Origin of the sequence: Leifsonia sp. AG29 (genome assembly GCF_009765225.1) — a bacterium.
Taxonomy (GTDB): Bacteria; Actinomycetota; Actinomycetes; order Actinomycetales; family Microbacteriaceae; genus Leifsonia.
In genome coordinates this window covers 3565541-3586075 of sequence record NZ_VMSF01000001.1, presented here as the reverse complement: position 1 = coordinate 3586075, position 20535 = coordinate 3565541, and the positions used below count along the sequence as shown (strand labels likewise).

Sequence of the window (20535 nt, the reverse complement as noted above, 5' to 3'; positions counted from 1 at the left end):
CGTCGGCTCCGGGCGCTTCTCGGTGTGGGGGCTCAGCGCGCCAGGTGGCGCTCCGCGGGCCCGGTGTACTGCGAGAGCGGCCGGATCAGCGAGTTCGCGGCGTACTGCTCGAACACGTGGGCCGTCCAGCCGGTCACGCGAGCGGCCGCGAAGAGGGGCGTGAACGTCTCGGTGTCGAACCCCATGAGGCTGTAGGCCGGGCCCGACGGGTAGTCGAGGTTGGGCTTGATGTTCTTGCGCTCGGCCATCGCGTTCTCGAGGGCCTCGTAGAGGTCGAGGAGCTCCTGACGGTCGTAGTGCTCGACGAGGTCGACCAGGGAGGCGCGCATGGTCGGGACCCGCGAGTCGCCGTGCTTGTAGACCCGGTGGCCGAAGCCCATGATCTTCCGCTTCGCGGCGAGGGCCTCGTCGAGCCACGGCTCCGCACGGTCGGCGGAGCCGATCTCGTCGAAGGCGTGCATGACCGCCTCGTTGGCGCCGCCGTGCAGCGGACCCTTCAGCGCGCCGATCGCCCCGGTGACCGCCGAGTAGACGTCGGAGAGCGTCGAGGCGATGACGCGGGCCGTGAAGGTGGAGGCGTTGAACGAGTGCTCCGCGTAGAGCACGAGCGACACCCGGAAGGCGTCGACGACCACGTCGTCCGGCACCTCGCCGAAGGTCATGTAGAGGAAGTTGCGCGCGTAGTCGAGGTCGTCGCGCGGTTCGACGGCCTCGAGGCCGCGACCGCGGCGCTGGACGTAGGCGACGATCGTCGGCAGCTGCGCCAGCAGGTGGACGGCCCGGGTCTGGTTCAGCTCCGGGTCGAGGATCGCGCCGGGCTGCTGGAGGGTCTCGTCCAGGGCGCCGAGCTCGCTCACCGCGGTGCGGAGGGCGTCCATCGGGTGGGCGGACGCCGGGACGTCGTCGATGGCGCGGCGGGTCCGCTCATCGAGGACGCGGAGCGAGCGCTCCTGCGCCTCGAACGCGATGAGCTCGTCCGTCGAGGGCAGCTCGCCGTGCCAGAGGAGGTAGGCGACCTCCTCGAAGGAGCAGTTCTTCGCGAGCTCCTGCACGGGGTACCCGCGGTACAGCAGCGAGTTGGTCTCGGGGTTCACGGACGAGATGGTGGTCGTGTCGACGACCACCCCGGCGAGGCCCCTGTGGATCTCGGGGTCGGTCATGGCTCGGCGCTCCTTCGCTGCTGGCTCGTGATGGGAGGGGCCCGGCGGACTAGCGCCGGACCTCGAAGTTGTACACCGACGTGTCGAACGCGGTGTACCCCTCGTAGTCAATCAGGTCGTAGAGGTCGGCGCGATGCTGCATGTCGCCGAGCATCGGCTCGAGCGTTCCACCCGAGACGAGCTGGTCGAGCCCGCGCTCGGCGGCGCCCATGGCCAAGCGGAGGAGCGACACCGGCCAGATGACGATGTTCACCCCGACGTCGCGCAGCTGGTCGACGGTGAAGAGGTCGCTCTTCCCGAACTCGGTCATGTTGGCGAGGATCGGCACGTCGACCGCCTGGCGCACGGCCTCGAACTCGGCGAGGTCGGCCATCGCCTCCGGGAAGATCGCGTCGGCGCCCGCGTCGACGAGGGCCTTCGCCCGGTCGATCGCCGCCTCCAGGCCCTCGACCGCGCGGATGTCGGTGCGCGCCATGATGAGGAGATTCGCGTCGCGGCGGGCGTCGGCGGCCGACCGGATGCGCTTGAGCGCGGTTTCCTCGTCGACGACCTGCTTGCCGTCGAGGTGGCCGCACCGCTTGGGGTTGACCTGGTCCTCGATGTGGAGGCCGGCCACGCCGGCGTCTTCCAGCGCTTGCACGGTGCGGGCGACGTTCATGGGCTCGCCGAAGCCGGTGTCGGCGTCGACGAGCGCGGGGAGGTCCGTCATGCGCGCGATCTGGGCCGAGCGGCCCGCGACCTCGGTCTGCGTGGTGAGGCCGATGTCCGGCAGCCCGAGGTCGGCCGAGAGCACGGCGCCCGAGATGTAGACGCCCTCGAAGCCCTTGCGCTCGATCAGCCGGGCGCTCAGCGGGTTGAACGCGCCGGGCATCCGCACGAGCTCGCCGGAGGCCAGCCGGGCACGGAACGCTGCGCGCTTCTCGTGGGCGGGGAGGGAGGAGTACAGCATCAGAACAGTCCCTTCGGCGCGGGCGAGCCGGCGAGCAGCCCCGGGCGCGCGGTGATGGTGAGGCCGCCGAGCTCGGCGGCGGTGAGCTCCGGGAGGCGCTCGGCGACCGCGAGGAACCGCTCGATCTCCGCCTCCTCGAGCGCGTCGGCGGCGAGGGTCCGGAACTTCGCGACGTAGTCGGCGCGCGCGAACGGCCGGGCACCGAGCGGGTGGGCGTCCGCCACGGCGATCTCGTCGGCGATGACGCGGCCGTCGGTGAGCGTGATCACCACGCGGCCGCCGAACGCCTGCTCCGCGGGATCGGTCGAGTGGTAGCGACGCGTCCACTCGGCGTCCTCGGTCGTCGTGACCTTGCGCCAGAGCGCCACCGTGTCGGGGCGGCCCGCGCGCGACGGCAGGTACGACTCGACGTGGTGCCAGCCGCCGTCCTGCAGGGCGACGGTGAAGATGTACGGGATGCTGTGGTCGAGGGTCTCGCGCGAGGCGGTCGGATCGTATTTCTGCGGGTCGTTCGCCCCCGAGCCGATCACGTAGTGGGTGTGGTGCGAGGTGTGGATGACGATGCTCTCCACGCGCGACGGGTCGGCCGCCTCCGGGTGCTCGCGGTGCAGCTTGCGGGCGAGGTCGATCCACGCCTGCGCCTGATACTCGGCCGAGTGCTCCTTGGTGTACGAGTCGAGGATGGCGCGCTTCGGCTCCCCCGGCTCCGGCAGCGGGACCCGGTACGACGCCTCCGGACCATCGAGCAGCCAGGCGATGACGCCGTCCTCGCCCTCGTAGATCGGGGTCGGGCTGGTCTCGCCGCGCATCGCCCGGTCGATCGCCTCCACGGCCATCTTGCCGGCGAAGGCCGGGGCGTGCGCCTTCCAGCTCGAGATCTCACCCTTGCGCGACTGGCGGGTGGCGGTGGTCGTGTGGAGGGCCTGCCCGATCGCCTGGAAGATCACCTCGGGCGGGAGGTGCAGCAGCGTCCCGATGCCCGCCGCGGCCGACGGTCCCAGATGGGCGACGTGGTCGATCTTGTGCTTGTGGAGGCTGATCGCGCGCGCCAGGTCGATCTGGATCTCGTAGCCGGTGGCGATGCCGCGGATCAGGTCGCGACCGGTCAGCCCGAAGGCTCGCGCGGCGTGCTGGGCGACAGCGGTGACCGGCGGGATGTTGTCACCCGGGTGCGAGTACTCGGCCGCCAGGAAGGTGTCGTGGAAGTCGAGCTCGCGCACCGCCACGCCGTTCGCCCAGGCCGCCCACTCCGGCGAGACGCGCACCTCGGGGCGCTCGCCGAAGACGGTCGAGCCGTCCTGCGGATGATCGGTGCTCGCGGTGAGCTCCTCCAGCTCGCGGACCGGCAGCGGGTGCGCCAGCGCCTGCGAGCGGGCCGACACGACGGGCCGGCGGGTGAGGGAGGCGGCGGCCACGGCGGCATTGTCGATCACCCGGTTGACCACCATGTCGACGACGTCGGAGTCCACCTCCACGGGATCGGCCGCGACCCGGGCGATCGACCACGCGAGCTGGTCCTCCCGGGCGAGGTTCTCGTCGCTTCTATGGACACGGACGTCGTGGAGCTTCACGTATCGAACCTACCTCCCCTACGCTGCCGACATGGTCCCCGCCGAGTCGCTGCTCGCCTTCGCGCTCGCGTCGCTGGCCCTCATCGTCGTGCCCGGCCCGAGCGTGCTCTTCGTGATCGGCCGGTCGCTGGCGCTCGGGAGGCTCGGCGGCCTCCTCAGCGTCGTGGGCAACGCGATCGGGATGCTCCCGCTCATCGCGGCGGTGGCGATCGGGATCGGAGCCGTCGTCGCGCAGTCGCTCGTCCTGTTCACGATCATCAAGTTCGCCGGCGCCGCCTACCTCGTCTACCTCGGGATCCAGGCCATCCGGCACCGCAGGCACACCGCGGTGACGCACGAGGCGGTGCTGTATCGCTCACCCTGGCGGATCCTCGGCGAGGGCTTCATCGTCGGTCTGACGAACCCGAAGTCGCTCGTGTTCTTCGTGGCCGTGCTCCCCCAGTTCGTCGACTACCACGCCGGGTCGATCCCGCTGCAGCTCCTGGAGCTCGGGCTGGTGTTCCTCGCCCTCGCGCTGATCTCCGACAGCGTCTGGGCGCTCGTCGCCGGGACGGCGCGCGAGTGGTTCGGACGCTCGCCGAAGCGGGTGGAGCGGCTCGGCGCGACGGGCGGGGCGCTCATGATCGGCCTGGGAGGCGTGCTGGCGCTCACCGGCGCGAAGCACTGATCCGTGCGGCGCCGAGCGGCGCGTGCCACCTGGCGCGTCGCCCCGCCCGTCGTCCGATCAGATGTCGCCGGCCGTCGCCACCGGTGTGAGCACGGCACGGGCGAGCGTGTGGAAGTGCGCGTTGAAGCCGAGCACCGCGGGCGTCGACGCCGGGTCGAGGTCGAGGTGGTCCACATCGAGGGCGTGCACGACGATGTGGTAGTGGTGCGTGCCCGTCCCGGGAGGAGGGCCGGCTCCGGTGAAGCTCTTCGAGCCGAGCTCGTTCGACAGCATCGCGGCGCCCTGCGGGAGGTTCGCGCCTCCCTCGGCACCGGCGTTCGCGGGCAGCGAGGTGACCGACGCCGGGATGTTGTAGACGGCCCAGTGCCAGAAGCCGGAACCGGTCGGGGCGTCGGGGTCGTGGATGGTCACGGCGAAGCTCTTCGTCTCAGCCGGGAAGCCGCTCCACGACAGCTGGGGCGAGATGTCGCCGCCACCGCCGCCGGCTCCCCACTGCTCGCGGGAGAGCGGACGGTCGTCGGCGACGTCGTCGCTGGTCAGGGTGAACTGGGGCACGGCGCCGAAGCGCGCCAGGGGGTCTTCGCTCATGACGTCAACCTACGCCCCCTGTGCCGGCTCGCTCACCACCTGGACGGGTTCGCGGTGGCGGAACCGGTGCGGCAGCCCGGTGATGCCCCACAGGGTCACCCGGGCCATCGCCTCCACGACGATTCCGCTGCTCATCTTGGAGGAGCCGCGCTCGCGCTCGACGAACGTGATCGGCACCTCCGCGACCGCAAGACCGGCCTCATAGGCACGGCGGGCCATGTCGATCTGGAAGCAGTACCCCTGGCTCTCGGTCTGCTCGAACCGGATCCGGCGCAGCGCCTCGGCGGTGAACACCCGGTACCCTCCGGTGATGTCCCGGATCGGCACGCCGAGCATCAGCCGCGAGTAGGTGCTCCCGCCACGCGAGATCAGTCGCCGCGACGCCGGCCAGTTGACCACGCTGCCGCCCGGCACCCATCGGGAGCCCAGGACCAGATCCGCGCCGGCCGTCGGGTCTGCCGCATCGTGACCGCGGACCGCGTCCAGCAGCCGCGGCAGCTGCTCGGGCTGGTGCGAACCATCCGCGTCCATCTCGACCACGGCGTCGTACCCGGCATCGAGCGCCCAGCGGATCCCCTCCCGGTACGCGGCGCCGAGCCCCTCCTTCGCCGTGCGATGCAGGACGAACACGTTCCCGTCGGTCGCCGCGAGCGCATCCGCCAGCTCACCGGTCCCATCCGGCGACCCGTCATCCACGATCAACACATCGGCCTCGGGCACCGACGCACGCAGCCGTCCCACGATCGGGCCGATGTTCTCCCGCTCGTTGTAGGTGGGGATGATGACCAGGGTTCGCAAGGACCCGCCCTTCTGCCGCTGCCGGCGCCCCTCAGGTCTCACGGACGCTACCTCTACGATGCCCCATTCTGCTGAACGGCAGACTAACGATTCTTCCGGGACTCGCAGCGAGGGGCGCCGTCCCGCGGCCGGCGCGTCCCGGACGCGGCTCGCCTACCATGGTCCGATGGCCGTGCCGAAGGTTCTCCTCTTCTATGCGTTCACCCCGCTGAGCGACCCGGAGGCCGTCCGGCTCTGGCAGCGAGAGCTCTGCGAGGGCCTCGGCCTCCGCGGCCGGATCCTCCTCTCGCCGCACGGCATCAATGGCACGCTGGGCGGCGAGCTCGCCGCAGTGAAGCGGTACGTCCGCCGGACCAGGGAGTACCCGGGCTTCCGGGAACTCGACGTGAAGTGGAGCGAGGGCACCGGGCTCGACGAGGAGGGACGCAGCGTCGACTTCCCGAAGCTGTCGGTGAAGGTGCGCGACGAGATCGTCTCGTTCGGCGCCCCCGACGAGCTCGAGGTCGACGACGGCGGCGTCGTCGGCGGGGGCACGCGCCTCGCCCCCGACGACCTCCACCGGCTCCTCTCCGAGCGCGACGACGTCGTCCTGTTCGACGGCCGCAACCGCTTCGAGGCGGAGATCGGACGGTTCCGCGGAGCCGTCGTGCCGGACGTCTCCACCACGCGCGACTTCGTCGCCGAACTCGACAGCGGGCGCTACGACCACCTGAAGGACAAGCCCGTCGTCACCTACTGCACGGGCGGCATCCGGTGCGAAGTGCTATCGGGTCTCATGCGGAGCCGCGGCTTCGGCGAGGTCTACCAGCTCGACGGCGGGATCGTCCGCTACGGCGAGCGCTTCGGCGACGCGGGCCTGTGGGAGGGGTCGCTGTACGTGTTCGACGGCCGCGGCTCGGTGTCCTTCAGCGGCACCCCCGCGACGATCGGGCACTGCGCGGTCTGCGGCGACGCGACGAGCCGGATGCGGAACTGCGCCGATCCGAGCTGTCGCGAGCAGCTCGTCGTGTGCGAGGCGTGCGGCGGGACCGTCTGTGAGCGTCACGCCGGAAGCATTGCTGCCGCTGCGCCGTTGCGACCATCATGAGCATCATGGATCCGGTCATCACCATCGTCTGGATCGTGTCGTTCGTCCTGGTCACGGTCGTCGTCACCGGCCTGTCGCGGCGGGTGGGCTGGTCGGCTCCGGTCGTGCTGGTCGCGGTCGGGGCGGCCGCCTCCTTCATCCCGGGCGTCCCGGAGGTGCAGCTGGAGCCGGAACTGGTGCTGTACGGCCTGCTCCCTCCGCTGCTCTTCGCCGCCGCGATCCAGACCTCGATCGTCGACGTCCGGGCGAGGCGTGACGGCATCCTCCTCCTCTCGGTCGGTCTCGTCGCCTTCACCGTGCTGGTCGTCGGCTTCGCGACGTGGCTGGTCGTCCCCGCGATCACGGTGGCGGCGGCCTTCGCCTTCGGGGCCGTGGTCGCGCCGACCGACACCGTGGCCGTGACGGCGGTCGCCGGCCGCGTGCATCTCCCCCGACGCCTCGTGACCCTGCTGGAGGGCGAGAGCCTGCTCAACGACGCGACCGCGCTGGTGGCGCTGAACGCGAGCATCGCGGCCATCGTCAGCGTCGTCAACCCGTGGTCGATCGCCGGCGACTTCGTCCTGGCGGTCGTCGTCGGCTCCGGCGTCGGGCTCGCCGTCGCGTGGATCGTCGCGCAGGTCCGGAAGCGGCTGCGCTCGCCCGTGCTCGACACCTCCCTCGCCCTCATCACGCCGTACCTCGCCTTCATCCCCTCGCAGTTCCTCCACGGCTCGGGGGTGCTCGCGGTCGTCTCGGCCGGTCTCTACCTGGGTTTCCGCTCGCCGACGATCCAGACGGCGGAGGCGCGCATCGCCGAGACGATCAACTGGCGCACGGTCAGCTTCCTGCTCGAGAACGCCGTGTTCCTCTTCATCGGCCTCGAGCTGAGGACGATCCTCTCCGGTGCGTTCACCTCCGGCATCACCGTTCCGCAGACCATCGGGATCAGCGTCGTGGTGCTCATCGCACTCGTGCTCGCACGGTTCGCCTGGATGGTGATGACCACGGCCCTGTACCGGTACGGGCCCGAGCGGCTGCGCGAGCGCCGCTGGTCCTGGCCGACCGGCATCGCCGTCTCGTTCGCCGGGATCCGCGGGGTGGTCACCCTGGCCGCGGCCTTCCTCCTGCCGGCGTCGACGCCGCACCGGGAGTTCCTGCAGTTCCTCGCCTTCGTGGTCGTCGTCGCGACCCTGCTCGAGGGGCTCGCCCTGCCCTGGGTGATCCGCCGGCTGCGGCTGCCGCCTCCCGACTTCGCGCAGGAGGCCAGCGAGATGCAGCGCCTGCTCGCCGAAGCCCAGTCGGCGGGGCTGGAGCACCTCGAGTCGAAGGTCACCGGCGACGAGGACGAGCGCGTCATCGAACGCCTCCGCATCAACGCCGTGTTCCTGTCGGAGGCCCTCGAGAACCCCACGCCCGAGGACCACGAGGACGCCCCGATCGAGTACCAGCGGCTGCGGCGGTCCATGATCTCGGCCGAGCGGGAGGCGGTGCTCGCGGCCCGGGCCGAGGGCCGCTACCAGGAGCCCGCCGTCCGCTCGGTGCTCGCCTTCCTCGACGCCGAGGAGGCGGCGCTGAAGTCCTCCGGTCCGGGTGGCCGCAAGTCGATGATGTGAGCGCTCAGCTCAGCGTGGTGTCGTCCGCGGGCGCCCGGACCGCCGCGACCGCCGCGGGGTTGAGGAGGCGCTCTCCGCGCCTGCCCGAGTAGGCGCGCGGCCGGCGCGCCCACAGGCTGGCGCTCTGCGCGGACAGCGCGATCACGACGAGGATGTCGAGCGGCAGCCCGAGGAGGTTGTTCCGCAGCGAGACCTGCTTCCCGCCGTCGAAGAAGTCGATCGCCGTCAGCACGATCAGGAAGGTGCTGTACGACATCGCGGCCACGCGGGCCCAGTTGCTGCCGAAGAGAATGAGCAGCGCCAGGAGGGAGTAGATGACCAGCCCCGCACCGAACAGGGCCATGACCACCGCGAGCGCTACGGCCGCCAGCGTCTGCTCCCGGGGGTCGAGCGTCGTCGTCGATTCGGCGAGCTGGCTGCTCACGAATCCGTTCCAGTCGGAAACCGTCAGGGCGAGATAGACCACGCCCGCGATGACCCGGAGGAACATCAGAAGGACGCCGAGCGCGGTCGGGACCGGCCGGCGCTCCGCGAGGGCGATCCGGCGCGCAACGGCGTCCTCGGCGACGGCGTCGGCTCGCGCGTCCGTCGACACGGCGCTCAGGTCGATGATCGGCAGGTCGCCGTCCGTCTCGATGCTGTCGCCTCCCCCGTTGCGCGCGTGGTAGCCGGTCGAGAAGTCCTTGATGGTCGAGACGTCGACACCGACGTCGGCGTGCTTCAGCGTCGCGACGACGTGGTCCCGCTCGACATCGGTGTTCGCGTCGATCTTGTGGGTGATCTGCAGCGTGAACAGCGAGAAGCCGACGGAACGGTCGAAGGTGCCGGCCGCGAGCCAGTCGACCCCGTGGCCACCGGGCAGCAGCCAGCCGTCGGGGCAGCGCCAGAAGCGGACGTGGTGCCGCTTCGCCGGGTTCCCCTCCACCTCCTGCTGGTAGGCGACGTCCTGCTGGCGGCCGAACAGGAACAGCGGGCTGACGGGGGCCTCGTCGTAGCTGCGGCGGAGCAGCGTGGAGGCGATGATGAGCCAGCTGGTGCGGAGCGTGATGGCATCCGCCCGGGTCCAGCCCGCCTCCCTCATGGCCTTGTCGAGTTGCGCCTCCGTCCCCACGGCCGCCAGGTTGATCGGGTCGCCGAGCAGGCCGTCGCTGGTCCGCGCGCGCCCGATGAAGTAATCGGGCACGTAGATCTCGGTGAGGATCCGGTGGAGGCGCGGGAGCACCAGATAGGCGAGCAGCACCCAGAACAGCAGGAAGAACAGGACGAGGAACCAGCCCCACGAGAAGCTCTCGGTGATCACCAGCCACGCGAGCCAGATGGCGGCGATCCCCCCGAAGACGAAGAAGGCGTAGTCGACGACGGCGCTGATCGGCACCCTCCGCGCCTTCGCCGACCGCGTCTTCGGGACGTCGACGGGCCCGTTCGTCTCGGACATGGGCACATCGTACGGCGCGCCGGGGCGCCACATTCGTGCTGAATGTCGCTTTCCGCGCCTGAGAGCCCACATTCAGCACGAATCTCGCACCGGTGCGCGGTCGTAGTGTGGGGGGATGACGGACATCCGCGAGCGCGGCGCCGAGCTCCGGCGCCTCCACGAAGCCCCCGAACTCCTGCAGGTCGTCAACGTCTGGGACGCGATCAGCGCCCGCGTCGTCGCGCAGGTTCCCGAGACCCGCGCGCTCGCCACGGCGAGCCACTCCATCGCCGCGACGCTCGGCTACCCCGACGGGGAGCGCATCCCGCTCGACCTGATGCTCGACATGGTGGGTCGCATCGTCGCCGTCACGGACCTCCCGGTCAGCGCCGACCTCGAGGCCGGCTACGGCGACGCCGGCGAGACCATCCGGCGCGCGATCGACGTGGGCGTCGTCGGCGCGAACCTCGAGGACCAGATGAAGCCCTTCGACGAGGCCGTCGCCGCCGTGCGTGCCGCTGTCTCGGCCGCCGCCGCCGAGGGCGTCCCCTTCGCGCTCAACGCTCGGACCGACGTCTTCCTGCGCGACGCGTTCCCCACCGACGACGAGAAGATCGAGGAGGCGGTGCGCCGCGGCCGCGCCTTCCTCGACGAGGGCGCCACCTGCGTGTTCGTGCCCGGCAGGCTCGACGAGCGGACGGTGCAGCGGCTGGTCGGAGGCCTCGGCGAGCGCCGGCTCAGCGTCATCGCCGTCCCCGGGTCCCTCCCGCCGGCGCGCCTCCAGGAGCTCGGCGTCGCTCGGGTCTCGTACGGGCCGTGGACGCAGCGGGTGGCGCTCACGGCACTGCTCGAGACGGCACACGCACTGTACGCCGGGGGGAGCCTCCCCGAGGGGACGCAGGTGCTGACCTGAGGCGGTGCCTCGTGCTTGTGCCTCGTGCTTGTGCCTCGTGCCTCGTGCCGCTGGCGCGGGGGCAACATTCGTGCTGAATGTCGCTTTGCGCACCTCCCAGCCCCACATTCGGCACGAATCTCACACCTCCGGAGCACGGCGAGCGCGGGCGCAACGACGCATTCGTGCTGAATGTTGCGCTGTGCGCCTCGCAGCCCCACATTCGGCACGAATCTCGCACCCCGAGGGGCGAGCGTAGGGTGAGCGCATGGGCGACTTCCGGGCGATTGTCATCGAGCAGGAGATCGAGGGAGGGCGGGTCACCGCCCACACAGCCGAGGTCAGGAGGGTCGCCGACGACTTCCTGATGCCGGGCGATGTCACCGTCGCGGTCGAATACTCAGATCTCAACTACAAGGACGGCCTCGCGATCGCCGGGCGTCCCGGCGTGGCCCGCACCTCGCCGCTCATCCCCGGGATCGACCTGGTCGGCACCGTCGAGGCCTCGGACGACCCGCGGTGGCGTCCCGGCGACCGCGTCGTGCTCAACGGGGACGGCATCGGCGAGAAGCACCACGGCGGCCTGGCCGAGCGGGCCCGGGTCCGCGGCGACGCCCTCGTCCGGGTGCCGGACTCGCTGACCAGTGCGCAGGCGGCGGCGATCGGGACCGCCGGGTTCACGGCCATGCTCGCCGTCCTCGCGCTGGAACGCCACGGGCTCGACCCTGCGGAGGTGCGCGCCAGCGGCACCAGCGTGCTCGTCACGGGTGCCGCCGGCGGCGTCGGGTCGGTAGCCGTCGCCCTCCTGGCGGGCCTCGGGTACCCGGTCACCGCCTCCACCGGTCGCGCGGAGGAGCAGGGCGACTACCTGACGGACCTCGGCGCCGAGGCGATCATCGATCGGGAGGAGCTCGCCGACCCGGGCCGGCCCCTCCAGCAGCAGCGCTGGGCGGCCGTGGTCGACTCCGTCGGCAGCCACACCCTCGCGAACGCGCTGGCGCAGACCCGGTACGGCGGCGTGGTCGCCGCCTGCGGTCTCGCGGCCGGCCCCGACCTCCCGGCCACCGTGATGCCGTTCATCCTGCGGGCCGTCACACTCGTCGGGATCAACTCCGTGGAGGCGCCGGCCGCCCTGCGCGACACGGCCTGGCGCCGGCTGGGCGACTCGCTCGACGAGGAGGCGCTCGCCGCGATGACCTCGTTCCTCCCGTTGGCGGACGCGATCCCCGCGGCGGAGGACATCCTGGCGGGACGGCTGCGCGGCCGGACCGTGATCGATGTGCGCGCCTGACAGCCGCCGCCCGGTCGCTATGCTGACCGCATGATCGTCCTCGCCACGGTCGTGGTCACCCTCGCGGCGGTGCTCCACGTCGTCATCTTCTTCCTCGAGAGCGTGGCGTGGACGCGTCCGTCGGTGTGGAGGCGCTTCAACGTCCCCGGTCAGGCCGCCGCGGACACCCTCCGGCCGATGGCGTACAACCAGGGGTTCTACAACCTGTTCCTCGCCGTCGGCGCGATCATCGGCCTGGTGCTCTACGGCGTCGGCATGCGCGGCCCGGGCCTCGCGCTCATCCTGTTCGCGATGGCGAGCATGGCCGCCGCCGCCGTGGTGCTGGTGACGACGGGGCGCGGCTACCTCCGCCCCGCCATCGTGCAGGGTGTGCTCCCGCTCGCCGGCATCGTGCTCATGCTGCTCAGCTGAGCAACCCGCGCCCGCGCGGCGTCAGTCGATGATCTCGCCATCCGCGGGGATCTCGCTCACGTCGACCCGCAGCGCCTCGATGAGGCGGGCCGCGTGGGTGGTCGAGACGATCACCCGCGAGTACTCGGAGCCCTCGAGGTCGATCACGACCGCGGGACGCTGCTTGCCCTTGATCACCAGGAAGTCCTTGCCGCCGTGGAACTTCCAGGTGCCCACCGAGAGCGTCAGCGGCACGGCGGCGCCCGGCGCCCGGATGCCGCGGATCCAGATCCACGGGTCCTCGGTGATGGCGACCGACTTGATCGCGTCGCGATCGATCACGAGGTCTTCGCGTTTGAAGGCGAGCACCTTCTCGGCCGGCGTCAGATGGATCTCCAAGCGGTCCGGGTGAACGTGAAGGTCGGCCATACCTCTATCCTGCCAAGCGGCCGCGTGCGCGGGGACCGGTGAACCTCACAAACCGATAACCGTTGGGCTGCATGTATCCTTCTGCTCGTGGCAACGCAGCGGCGAACTCCGGGCTCGCAGACTTCACTTCGTGAAGCCAACCGGGCCCGCATCGTCGACGCCATCAAGAAGCACGGCGGCCTGACGCAGGTCGAGCTCGCGGGGGCGACGGGCCTCTCCCCCGCCACCGTCTCCAACATCGTGAAGGAGCTGTCCGGCTCCGGCGTCCTGCACACCACGCAGAGCATCCGCAGCGGGAGGCGCGCCCAGCACGTCACGCTGGCCCACGCGCTCGGGCTCGTCGTCGGCGTCCACTTCTCGACCCGGCACCTGCGCGTCGCCCTCGCCGATGTCGCCCACACGGTGGTCGCCGAGAATCACATGCCCCTCGCCAAGGACCACCGGGCCGACAACGAGCTCGACAAGGTCTCGATGCTGCTCACGGACATGCTCGACTCGGTGGATGCGACCCGCGACGACCTGCTCGCCGTCGGCATCGCGCTCCCCGCTCCGGTCGACCGTGCGACCGGCACGACGGCGCGCAGCGGGATCATGCGCGGGTGGGACGGCGTCGTCGTGGCGGACGCCATGGAGCGCCGTGTGAAGCGGCCGGTCTTCGTCGACAACGCCGCCAACCTGACCGCTCTCGCCGAGTCGCGGTTCGGGGCCGGGCGCGGGAAGCGCACCACGGTGACGCTCGACATCGGCGACGGCATCGGCGCCGGGCTCCTCCTGAACGGCCAGCTGTTCCGCGGCACCAACGGGGTGGCCGGCGAGTTCGGCCACACGACGATCCGCGAGAACGGCCCCCTGTGCCGCTGCGGCAACCGCGGCTGCCTGGAGGCGATCGCCGGCGGCCCCGCGATCCTCGACGAGCTGCGCGACCACCTCGGCAGCCTCAAGCTCGGCGACGTCGTCATCCAGGCCATGGCGGGCGACGCCCGGTGCATCCGGGCCATCGCCGACGCCGGGCGGCACATCGGGGTCGCGACGGCCAACCTCTGCAACCTCATCGACCCCGAGCGCGTGATCGTCGCCGGCGAGCTCTCGCGGGCCGGTGAGCTCCTCCTCGGGCCGCTCCGGCACGCCGTCGAGCGCTCGATCATCGTGAACCAGGACCTCATGCCGGACATCGTGCAGGCCCAGCTGGGGCCCCGTGCGGCGGCGCTCGGCGCCGTCGCGTACGCGGTCGACTGCGTGTCGGTGACCCCGACCGCCGCCGTCTCGGCCTGACCGCGCCCGGCACCCGCGCGGGCCGCCCCCCGAAAGCGTGACGAACCGTTATCGAAACTGTTGAATTCAAGTCTTGACGCCAATTCTCCGAACTGACACACTCAACCCAGCCGCCAACGAAGGCGGTCCCGAATCGGAGGTTTTTCAATGAAGATCGCCACCAAGAGAGCGGTCATCGCATCCGCAGCGATCCTGCTCACCGCCGTCACCCTCACAGCCTGTTCGAACGGGTCCGGCAACAGCAGCTCGGGGAACAACACGTCCGGCGCGTCGACCGCGCAGATCGGGCTCCTCCTCCCCGACTCCGTCACCGCCCGGTACGAATCGGCCGACAAGCCGTTCTTCGAGGCCAAGGTCAAGGAGCTCTGCTCCGGCTGCAAGGTCCTCTACGCGAACGCCGACGGCGACGCCAGCAAGCAGCAGCAGCAGGCCGAGTCCATGCTGACCCAGGGCGTGAAGGTCCTCGTCCTCGACCCGTTCGACGGTGAGGCCGCGGCCTCGATCGTCGGCGAGGCGAAGGCCAAGAAGGTCCCGGTCATCTCCTACGACCGCCTCATCAACAGCCCCGACCTGAACTACTACATCTCGTTCGACAACGAGAAGGTCGGCAAGCTGCAGGCGACCGCGCTGGTCGACAAGCTGAAGAAGGACGGCGTGGCCTCGGGCAGCGGCATCCTGATGGTCAACGGCTCGCCGACGGACAACAACGCCACCCTGTTCAAGAAGGGCGCGCACAGCGTCATCGACTCCAGCGGCTACAAGGTGCTCGCCGAGTTCGACACCCCAGGATGGGACCCCGCGAAGGCCCAGGACTGGGTGTCCGGCCAGGTCTCGCAGTTCAAGGACCAGATCAAGGGCGTCTACGCCGCGAACGACGGCACCGGCGGTGGCGCGATCGCGGCCATGAAGGCGGCCAACGTCAGCCCGCTCCCCCCGGTCACGGGTCAGGACGCTGAGCTCGCGGGCATCCAGCGGATCCTCGCCGGCGACCAGTACATGACCGTCTACAAGGCGCTGAAGCCGGAGGCGGAGCAGGCGGCCACGCTCGCCATCGCTCTGACCAAGGGCCAGAAGCCGTCCGAGCAGACCACGGACGTCCAGACGGCGGGCGGCGCGAAGATCGCGTCGATCCTCCTGACGCCGGTCGCGGTGACCACCGACAACATCGAGTCGACGGTCGTCAAGGACCAGTTCTACGGCCCCGACTCCGTCTCGAAGATCTGCACCCCGGACTACAAGGCGGCGTGCGACAAGTACGGCATCAAGTAACACCAGACCGTCCGGCCCGGGGTGCGAGATCGCGCATCCCGGGCCGGATGGTTCCGCCGTAGCCTTGGACCAGCAGGGCGAAACACCACCGATCCACACAGCTCGAAGGAGAACGCCGTGACCATGGAATCCGCGATCGCGGAACAGGAGAGGTCAGCCCGCCAGCCCGTCCTGTCCCTCAAGGGCATCTCGAAGGGCTTCGGCGCCGTGCAGGCGCTCACCGACATCCACCTCGACGTCTACCCCGGCGAGGTGGTCGCGCTCGTCGGCGACAACGGCGCCGGCAAGTCGACCCTCGTCAAGATCCTTGCGGGCGTGCACCCGCAGGACACCGGCACCATCACCTTCGACGGCCAGGAGGTGAGCATCGCCTCCCCCTCGGCGTCGCGCGAGCTCGGCATCGCGACCGTGTTCCAGGACCTCGCCCTGTGCGACAACCTCGACGTCGTCTCGAACCTCTTCCTCGGCCGCGAGATCAGCCGCGGGACGCTCGACGAGGAGGAGATGGAGAAGCGCTCCTGGAGCCTGCTCCGGCAGCTGTCCGCGCGCATCCCCTCGGTCCGCATCGCCGTCGCCTCCCTCTCGGGCGGCCAGCGGCAGACCGTCGCGATCGCGCGCTCGCTCATCGGCGACCCGCGCGTCGTCATCCTGGACGAGCCGACCGCCGCCCTGGGCGTCGCCCAGACCGCCGAGGTGCTGAACCTCATCGAGCGGCTGCGCGAGCGCGGGCTCGGCGTGATCCTGATCAGTCACAACATGGCCGACGTGCAGGCCGTCGCCGACCGGGTGGCGGTGCTGCGGCTCGGCCGCAACAACGGGGACTTCCGCGTCCCCGATGTCAGCTACGAGGAGATCATCTCGGCGATCACCGGCGCCACCGACAACGTCGTGGTCCGGCGCGCCGAGCGGCTCATGGAAGCCGAAGAAGCACCCGAACGGAGCCCGGAAGCATGACCAAGGCAGCAGAGACCCCGGCCGAGTTGGCGGCCGACCTCCAGGACGAGCGGCTGATCCGCGAGGAGGGACTGCGAGGCGCGGTCCGCGGGTTCGGTCGCCGCGTGCGCGGCGGCGACCTCGGATCCCTCCCGGTCGTCGTCGGCCTGATCGTGATCTGGGTCGTGTTCCAGCTCCTGAACCCCAACTTCCTGAGCGCCAACAACCTGGTCAACCTGACCCTCCAGTGCGCCGCGATCGGCACCATCTCGATCGGCATCGTGCTCGTGCTGCTGCTCGGCCAGATCGACCTGTCGGTCGGCTCCGTCAGCGGCGTGGCCGCGGCGATCCTGGGCGTCGGTTTCACCCAGCTGCACTGGCCGCTCGCGCTGACCCTCATCGTCGCGATCCTCGCGGGCAGCGCCATCGGCCTGCTGTACGGCTTCCTCTTCACGCGGTTCGGCGTGCCGAGCTTCGTGATCACGCTCGCCGGCCTCCTCGGGTTCCTCGGGGTCCAGCTGTGGATCCTCGGCCCGAACAGCTCGATCAACCTCCCGTACGACTCCTGGATCGTCCAGTTCGCCCAGCAGATGTTCCTCCCGCCGTGGGCGGCCTACGCCCTGGCGGTCATCGCCGCGGGCGGCATGTTCTGGTCGGACTGGCGCCGGAACGCGCGCCGCCGCAAGGCCGGGCTCTCCGAGGGCTCGATGACGCTCGTGCTGATCAAGGCCGTCCTCCTCCTCATCGGGCTGTGCATCAGCGTCTGGTACCTGTCCACCGACCGCGGCACGGGGGCCATGTTCCTGTTCTTCGTGATCCTCGTCATCGTGATGAACTTCCTCCTCACCCGCACCCGCTGGGGCCGTTCGGTCTTCGCGGTCGGCGGGTCGGTGGAGGCCGCACGCCGCGCCGGCATCAAGGTGAACCGCGTGTTCATCAGCGTCTTCATCCTCTGCTCGACGTTCGCGGCGGTCGGCGGCATCCTGGCGGCGGCCCGGCTCGCCTCCGTGGGCGCCGGCTCGGGAGGCACGGACACCAACCTCAACGCGATCGCGGCGGCGGTCATCGGCGGGACGAGCCTGTTCGGCGGACGCGGCTCGGCGTGGTCGGCCCTCCTCGGCATCCTCGTGATCCAGTCCATCTCGAACGGCCTCACGCTGCTGAACCTCGACTCCTCCTACCGCTTCATGATCACGGGCGCGGTGCTGCTGCTCGCCGTGATCATCGACTCGCTGTCGCGGCGGTCGCGGGAGTCGCACGGGCAGGCCTAGCGACCCGCCCGCTCCAGCCCCGACCCGAAGGGGGCTGGCACAGCAGGAGCGCCCCCTCGGCGCCGCACGCCGGCTCCGCAGTCCGGCTCAGCGGTCCGGCGGCGAGGGGGCGCTCTTCGCTGTGCGGGCGGCGTGTGGGAGTGTGGAGAGGTGACCCGCACGACCACCTTCCGCGCCCGGCTGCTGCGCGCCGGCACCGAGCCGCAGACGGTCACGGTGAGATCCGCCTCCGACTCGCCTCCCCGGACCCTGCGGCGGCCGGCGGGCGGAGGCGGGACCCTCATGTTCGACGTGTACGCCCTGCTGGACGCCGACGGCTGGCCCGGTTCGGCGACCTACACGTACGTCGAGTCGCTGTCGCGCGCCCCGTCCGTCTCGGACGAGTGAGCCGGACGCTCCCCTAGGCGGGCAGGGCTGCGGCCGCCGCTCGTGCCGCGGCCGGGAGCGCCTCGAGGATGCGGCCGACCGCGACGTCGTCGTGCGCGGCCGTGACGAACCACGCCTCGAAGACGCTCGGCGGGAGGGACACCCCGGCGTCCAGCATCGCGTGGAAGAACGCGCGGTACCGGTAGGCCTCCTGCCGCTGGACGTCGGCGTAGGTCCGCGGAGCGGTGTCGTACTCGCCGAAGACGAAACTGAACAGGTTGCCGGCGCGCTGCACGCGGTGCGCGACACCGGCGACGCTGAGGGCCTCCGACACTCCCGACGAGATCGCATCGGCCACGACGTCGAGCCGGTCGTAGACCGCTTCGTCGGCGAGCGCGAGCGTCGCGAGACCCGCGGCGACGGCGACCGGGTTGCCGGAGAGGGTGCCCGCCTGGTACACGGGCCCGGTCGGAGCGAGGAAGTCCATGAGCTCCGCGCGGCCGCCGAGTGCGGCGAGCGGCATGCCGCCTCCGACGACCTTGCCGAACGTGAAGAGGTCCGGCGCGTAACCGCGGTCGAGGCCCCAGTAACCCGCCTCGCCGACACGGAACCCGGTCAGCACCTCGTCGAGGATGAGGAGCGCGCCGTACTCGTGCGCGAGGTCGGTCAGCGCGGCGTTGAACCCCGGGTCCGGCGGGACAACGCCCATGTTGGCGGCGGCGGCCTCGGTGATGACGGCGGCGATGTCCGGCCCCTGCGCCTCGAAGACCGCGCGGACCGCCTCCAGATCGTTGTACGGCAGCACGATCGTCTGCGCGGCGGTCGCCTCGGTGACGCCGGCCGAGCCCGGGAGGGCGAGCGTCGCGAGCCCCGAGCCGGCCTCGGCGAGGAGGCCGTCGGAGTGCCCGTGGTAGTGCCCCGCGAACTTGATCAGGAGCGGACGCCCGGTATAGCCGCGAGCCAGCCGGATCGCACTCATCGTCGCCTCCGTGCCGGTGGAGACGAGCCGCAGCTTCTCGATGAGCGGCACCCGGGCGATGACCGCCTCCGCCAGCTCGGTCTCCGCGGGGGTGGAGGCGCCGAACGAGAGCCCGCGGGCAGCCGCCTCCTGTACGGCCGCCACGACGGCCGGGTGCGCGTGGCCGAGGATCGCCGGGCCCCACGAGGCGACGAGGTCGACGTACCGGCGGCCCTGCGCGTCGGTCACGTACGGGCCGCTCGCGGACACGAGGAAGCGTGGCGTGCCTCCCACCGACCGGAAGGCGCGGACGGGCGAGTTGACGCCTCCGGGGATGACGCGCTGCGCGCGCTCGAACTGCGCGAGGTTGACGTCGCCGATGGCGGCGCCGTCGGCGACGGCCTGCAGGTCGGAGGTCTCGCCGGTCATCGGAGCCACCCCGCGACCTCGACGGCCCAGTAGGTCATGACGGCATCGGCCCCCGCCCGCCGCGCGCCGACGAGGGTCTCCTCGATGATGCGCTCGCGGTCGATCCAGCCGTTCGCGGCCGCCGCCTCGACCATCGCGTACTCGCCGGAGACCTGGTAGGCCCAGACGGGCACGTCACTGATGGCGGCGACGTCGCTCAACACGTCGAGGTAGGACAGGGCGGGCTTCACCATGACGATGTCGGCGCCCTCGTCGAGATCGAGCCGAGCCTCGCGCAGCCCCTCCCGCCGGTTCGCCGGGTCCTGCTGGTAGGCGCGGCGGTCGCCGGAGAGCTGCGAGTCGACGGCCTCGCGGAACGGGCCGTAGAAGCCGGAGGCGTACTTGGCCGAGTAGGCCAGAAGGACCACGTCGGTGCGGCCGGCGTCGTCGAGGGCCTCGCGCACGGCGGCCACCTGACCGTCCATCATGCCGCTGAGACCGAGCAGCTGCGACCCGGCCTCGGCCTGAGCGAGCGCCATGTCGCGGTATCGGAGGAGTGTCGCATCGTTGTCGACGTGGCCCGCGCCGTCGAGGACACCGCAGTGGCCGTGGTCGGTGAACTCGTCGAGGCAGAGGTCGGTCTGAACGACGATGGCGTCACCGACCTCAGCCGCTACGGCGGCGGTCGCGACGTTGAGGATGCCGTCGGGATCGGTCGCCGCCGACCCGACCGCGTCGCGGGTCTCGGGCACGCCGAACAGCATGATGCCGCCGATCCCGGCCTCGGCCGCCTCGACGGCCGCGCGCTTCAGGGAGTCGATGCTGTGCTGCGCCACGCCCGGCATGGAGGCGATCGGCACGGGCTCGGAGGCGCCCTCGCGGACGAACACGGGGAGGATCAGCTCGGCCGGGTGGAGGCGCGTCTCGGCGGTCAGACGACGCATCGCCGGGGACTGGCGGAGCCGCCGGGGACGGATGACGGGATGGAGCTCACTCACTCTGTCAACCCTACGCCCGCTGCGCTGGGCGTCGCCTGGCGGCGCTGGCGCTGCTTGCGCTGCGCTGGCGCTGCGCTGGCCCTGCTCACGCTGCGCTGGCGCTGCTCGCGCCGCTCGCGCTGCTCGCGCCGCGCCTCCAGATTCGGCACGAATGTCGAGTATCGCCCCGTCAAACGCCTCATTCAGCACGAATCTCGGCCGGGTTCACGAGGCGCCGCGGCGACGCCCCTCC

Annotated in this window: 20 protein-coding genes; 11 read left to right on the top strand and 9 right to left on the bottom strand. The window is 71.1% G+C overall.

Features of this window, described 5'->3' with window-relative positions; translation table 11 throughout:
- Window positions 1–32 precede the first annotated feature (32 nt).
- From FPT20_RS17365 to FPT20_RS17355, 3 genes are read right to left on the bottom strand one after another with little or no spacing between them, the layout of a single operon-like run.
- Complete coding sequence (locus FPT20_RS17365) at window positions 33–1160, bottom strand: bifunctional 2-methylcitrate synthase/citrate synthase (RefSeq protein ID WP_158867603.1); 1128 nt, start codon at window positions 1158–1160, stop codon at window positions 33–35.
- Window positions 1161–1209: 49 nt separating this feature from the next.
- Complete coding sequence (prpB, locus tag FPT20_RS17360; protein WP_158867601.1) at window positions 1210–2109, bottom strand: methylisocitrate lyase; 900 nt, start codon at window positions 2107–2109, stop codon at window positions 1210–1212.
- A complete protein-coding gene (locus FPT20_RS17355; protein WP_158867599.1) occupies window positions 2109–3680 on the bottom strand; it encodes an MmgE/PrpD family protein in 1572 nt (523 codons plus the stop codon). The genes prpB and FPT20_RS17355 overlap by 1 nt, the downstream gene beginning before the upstream one ends.
- A 31-nt stretch (window positions 3681–3711) precedes the next feature.
- Between FPT20_RS17355 and FPT20_RS17350 the strand changes: the two genes are divergently transcribed.
- Window positions 3712–4347 carry a LysE family translocator gene (locus tag FPT20_RS17350; RefSeq protein WP_158867597.1) on the top strand — a complete coding sequence of 212 codons (636 nt, stop codon included), beginning with the start codon at window positions 3712–3714 and terminating at the stop codon, window positions 4345–4347.
- Between the two features lie 57 nt (window positions 4348–4404).
- Here the strand turns inward: FPT20_RS17350 and FPT20_RS17345 are convergent, their stop codons facing one another.
- Entirely contained in the window at window positions 4405–4935 is a 531-nt protein-coding gene (locus FPT20_RS17345) for a YbhB/YbcL family Raf kinase inhibitor-like protein (RefSeq protein ID WP_158867595.1), read from the bottom strand.
- Between the two features lie 9 nt (window positions 4936–4944).
- Window positions 4945–5733, bottom strand: coding sequence for a polyprenol monophosphomannose synthase (locus FPT20_RS17340; RefSeq protein ID WP_199245894.1), 789 nt, complete (start codon window positions 5731–5733; stop codon window positions 4945–4947).
- Window positions 5734–5899: 166 nt separating this feature from the next.
- Between FPT20_RS17340 and trhO the strand changes: the two genes are divergently transcribed.
- On the top strand, window positions 5900–6820 hold the full coding sequence (trhO, locus tag FPT20_RS17335; RefSeq protein WP_158867591.1) for an oxygen-dependent tRNA uridine(34) hydroxylase TrhO: 921 nt from the start codon (window positions 5900–5902) through the stop codon (window positions 6818–6820).
- A gap of 5 nt (window positions 6821–6825) precedes the next feature.
- A complete protein-coding gene (locus FPT20_RS17330) occupies window positions 6826–8412 on the top strand; it encodes a cation:proton antiporter (protein WP_233265604.1) in 1587 nt (528 codons plus the stop codon).
- A gap of 4 nt (window positions 8413–8416) precedes the next feature.
- Here the strand turns inward: FPT20_RS17330 and FPT20_RS17325 are convergent, their stop codons facing one another.
- Window positions 8417–9847: an LssY C-terminal domain-containing protein gene (locus FPT20_RS17325; protein WP_158867587.1), complete on the bottom strand. Its 1431-nt coding sequence runs from the start codon at window positions 9845–9847 to the stop codon at window positions 8417–8419.
- Between the two features lie 115 nt (window positions 9848–9962).
- On the opposite strand from FPT20_RS17325, the gene FPT20_RS17320 reads away from it, so the two are divergent.
- The 3 genes from FPT20_RS17320 (at window position 9963) to FPT20_RS17310 (ending at window position 12420) form a co-directional block, all read left to right on the top strand.
- A complete protein-coding gene (locus FPT20_RS17320) occupies window positions 9963–10739 on the top strand; it encodes an isocitrate lyase/PEP mutase family protein (RefSeq protein ID WP_158867585.1) in 777 nt (258 codons plus the stop codon).
- A gap of 247 nt (window positions 10740–10986) precedes the next feature.
- Entirely contained in the window at window positions 10987–12009 is a 1023-nt protein-coding gene (acuI, locus tag FPT20_RS17315) for an acrylyl-CoA reductase (NADPH) (RefSeq protein WP_158867583.1), read from the top strand.
- A gap of 30 nt (window positions 12010–12039) precedes the next feature.
- The gene (locus tag FPT20_RS17310) at window positions 12040–12420 is read left to right on the top strand and encodes a DUF1304 domain-containing protein (RefSeq protein ID WP_158867581.1); all 381 of its coding nucleotides are present in this window, start codon (window positions 12040–12042) and stop codon (window positions 12418–12420) included.
- A 21-nt stretch (window positions 12421–12441) separates the two neighbouring features.
- Here the strand turns inward: FPT20_RS17310 and FPT20_RS17305 are convergent, their stop codons facing one another.
- The gene (locus tag FPT20_RS17305) at window positions 12442–12828 is read right to left on the bottom strand and encodes a hypothetical protein (protein WP_158867579.1); all 387 of its coding nucleotides are present in this window, start codon (window positions 12826–12828) and stop codon (window positions 12442–12444) included.
- Window positions 12829–12915: 87 nt separating this feature from the next.
- On the opposite strand from FPT20_RS17305, the gene FPT20_RS17300 reads away from it, so the two are divergent.
- From FPT20_RS17300 to FPT20_RS17280, 5 genes are all read left to right on the top strand, one after another.
- Window positions 12916–14100: an ROK family transcriptional regulator gene (locus FPT20_RS17300; RefSeq protein ID WP_158867577.1), complete on the top strand. Its 1185-nt coding sequence runs from the start codon at window positions 12916–12918 to the stop codon at window positions 14098–14100.
- Window positions 14101–14247: 147 nt separating this feature from the next.
- Window positions 14248–15369: an ABC transporter substrate-binding protein gene (locus FPT20_RS17295; protein WP_158867575.1), complete on the top strand. Its 1122-nt coding sequence runs from the start codon at window positions 14248–14250 to the stop codon at window positions 15367–15369.
- Between the two features lie 123 nt (window positions 15370–15492).
- A complete protein-coding gene (locus tag FPT20_RS17290) occupies window positions 15493–16323 on the top strand; it encodes an ATP-binding cassette domain-containing protein (RefSeq protein ID WP_158868372.1) in 831 nt (276 codons plus the stop codon).
- Complete coding sequence (locus FPT20_RS17285) at window positions 16320–17573, top strand: sugar ABC transporter permease (RefSeq protein ID WP_158867573.1); 1254 nt, start codon at window positions 16320–16322, stop codon at window positions 17571–17573. The genes FPT20_RS17290 and FPT20_RS17285 overlap by 4 nt, the downstream gene beginning before the upstream one ends.
- 150 nt (window positions 17574–17723) lie before the next feature.
- Window positions 17724–17960 (top strand): hypothetical protein, encoded by a 237-nt coding sequence (locus FPT20_RS17280; RefSeq protein WP_158867571.1) that lies wholly within the window; start codon window positions 17724–17726, stop codon window positions 17958–17960.
- Between the two features lie 13 nt (window positions 17961–17973).
- Here FPT20_RS17280 and hemL read toward each other — a convergent pair whose 3' ends face one another.
- Window positions 17974–19326, bottom strand: a complete 1353-nt coding sequence (gene hemL / locus FPT20_RS17275; RefSeq protein WP_233265603.1) for a glutamate-1-semialdehyde 2,1-aminomutase — start codon at window positions 19324–19326, stop codon at window positions 17974–17976.
- On the bottom strand, window positions 19323–20249 hold the full coding sequence (gene hemB / locus FPT20_RS17270; RefSeq protein WP_233265670.1) for a porphobilinogen synthase: 927 nt from the start codon (window positions 20247–20249) through the stop codon (window positions 19323–19325). Before hemB ends, hemL begins: the two co-directional genes overlap by 4 nt.
- Between the last annotated feature and the right edge of the window lie 286 nt (window positions 20250–20535).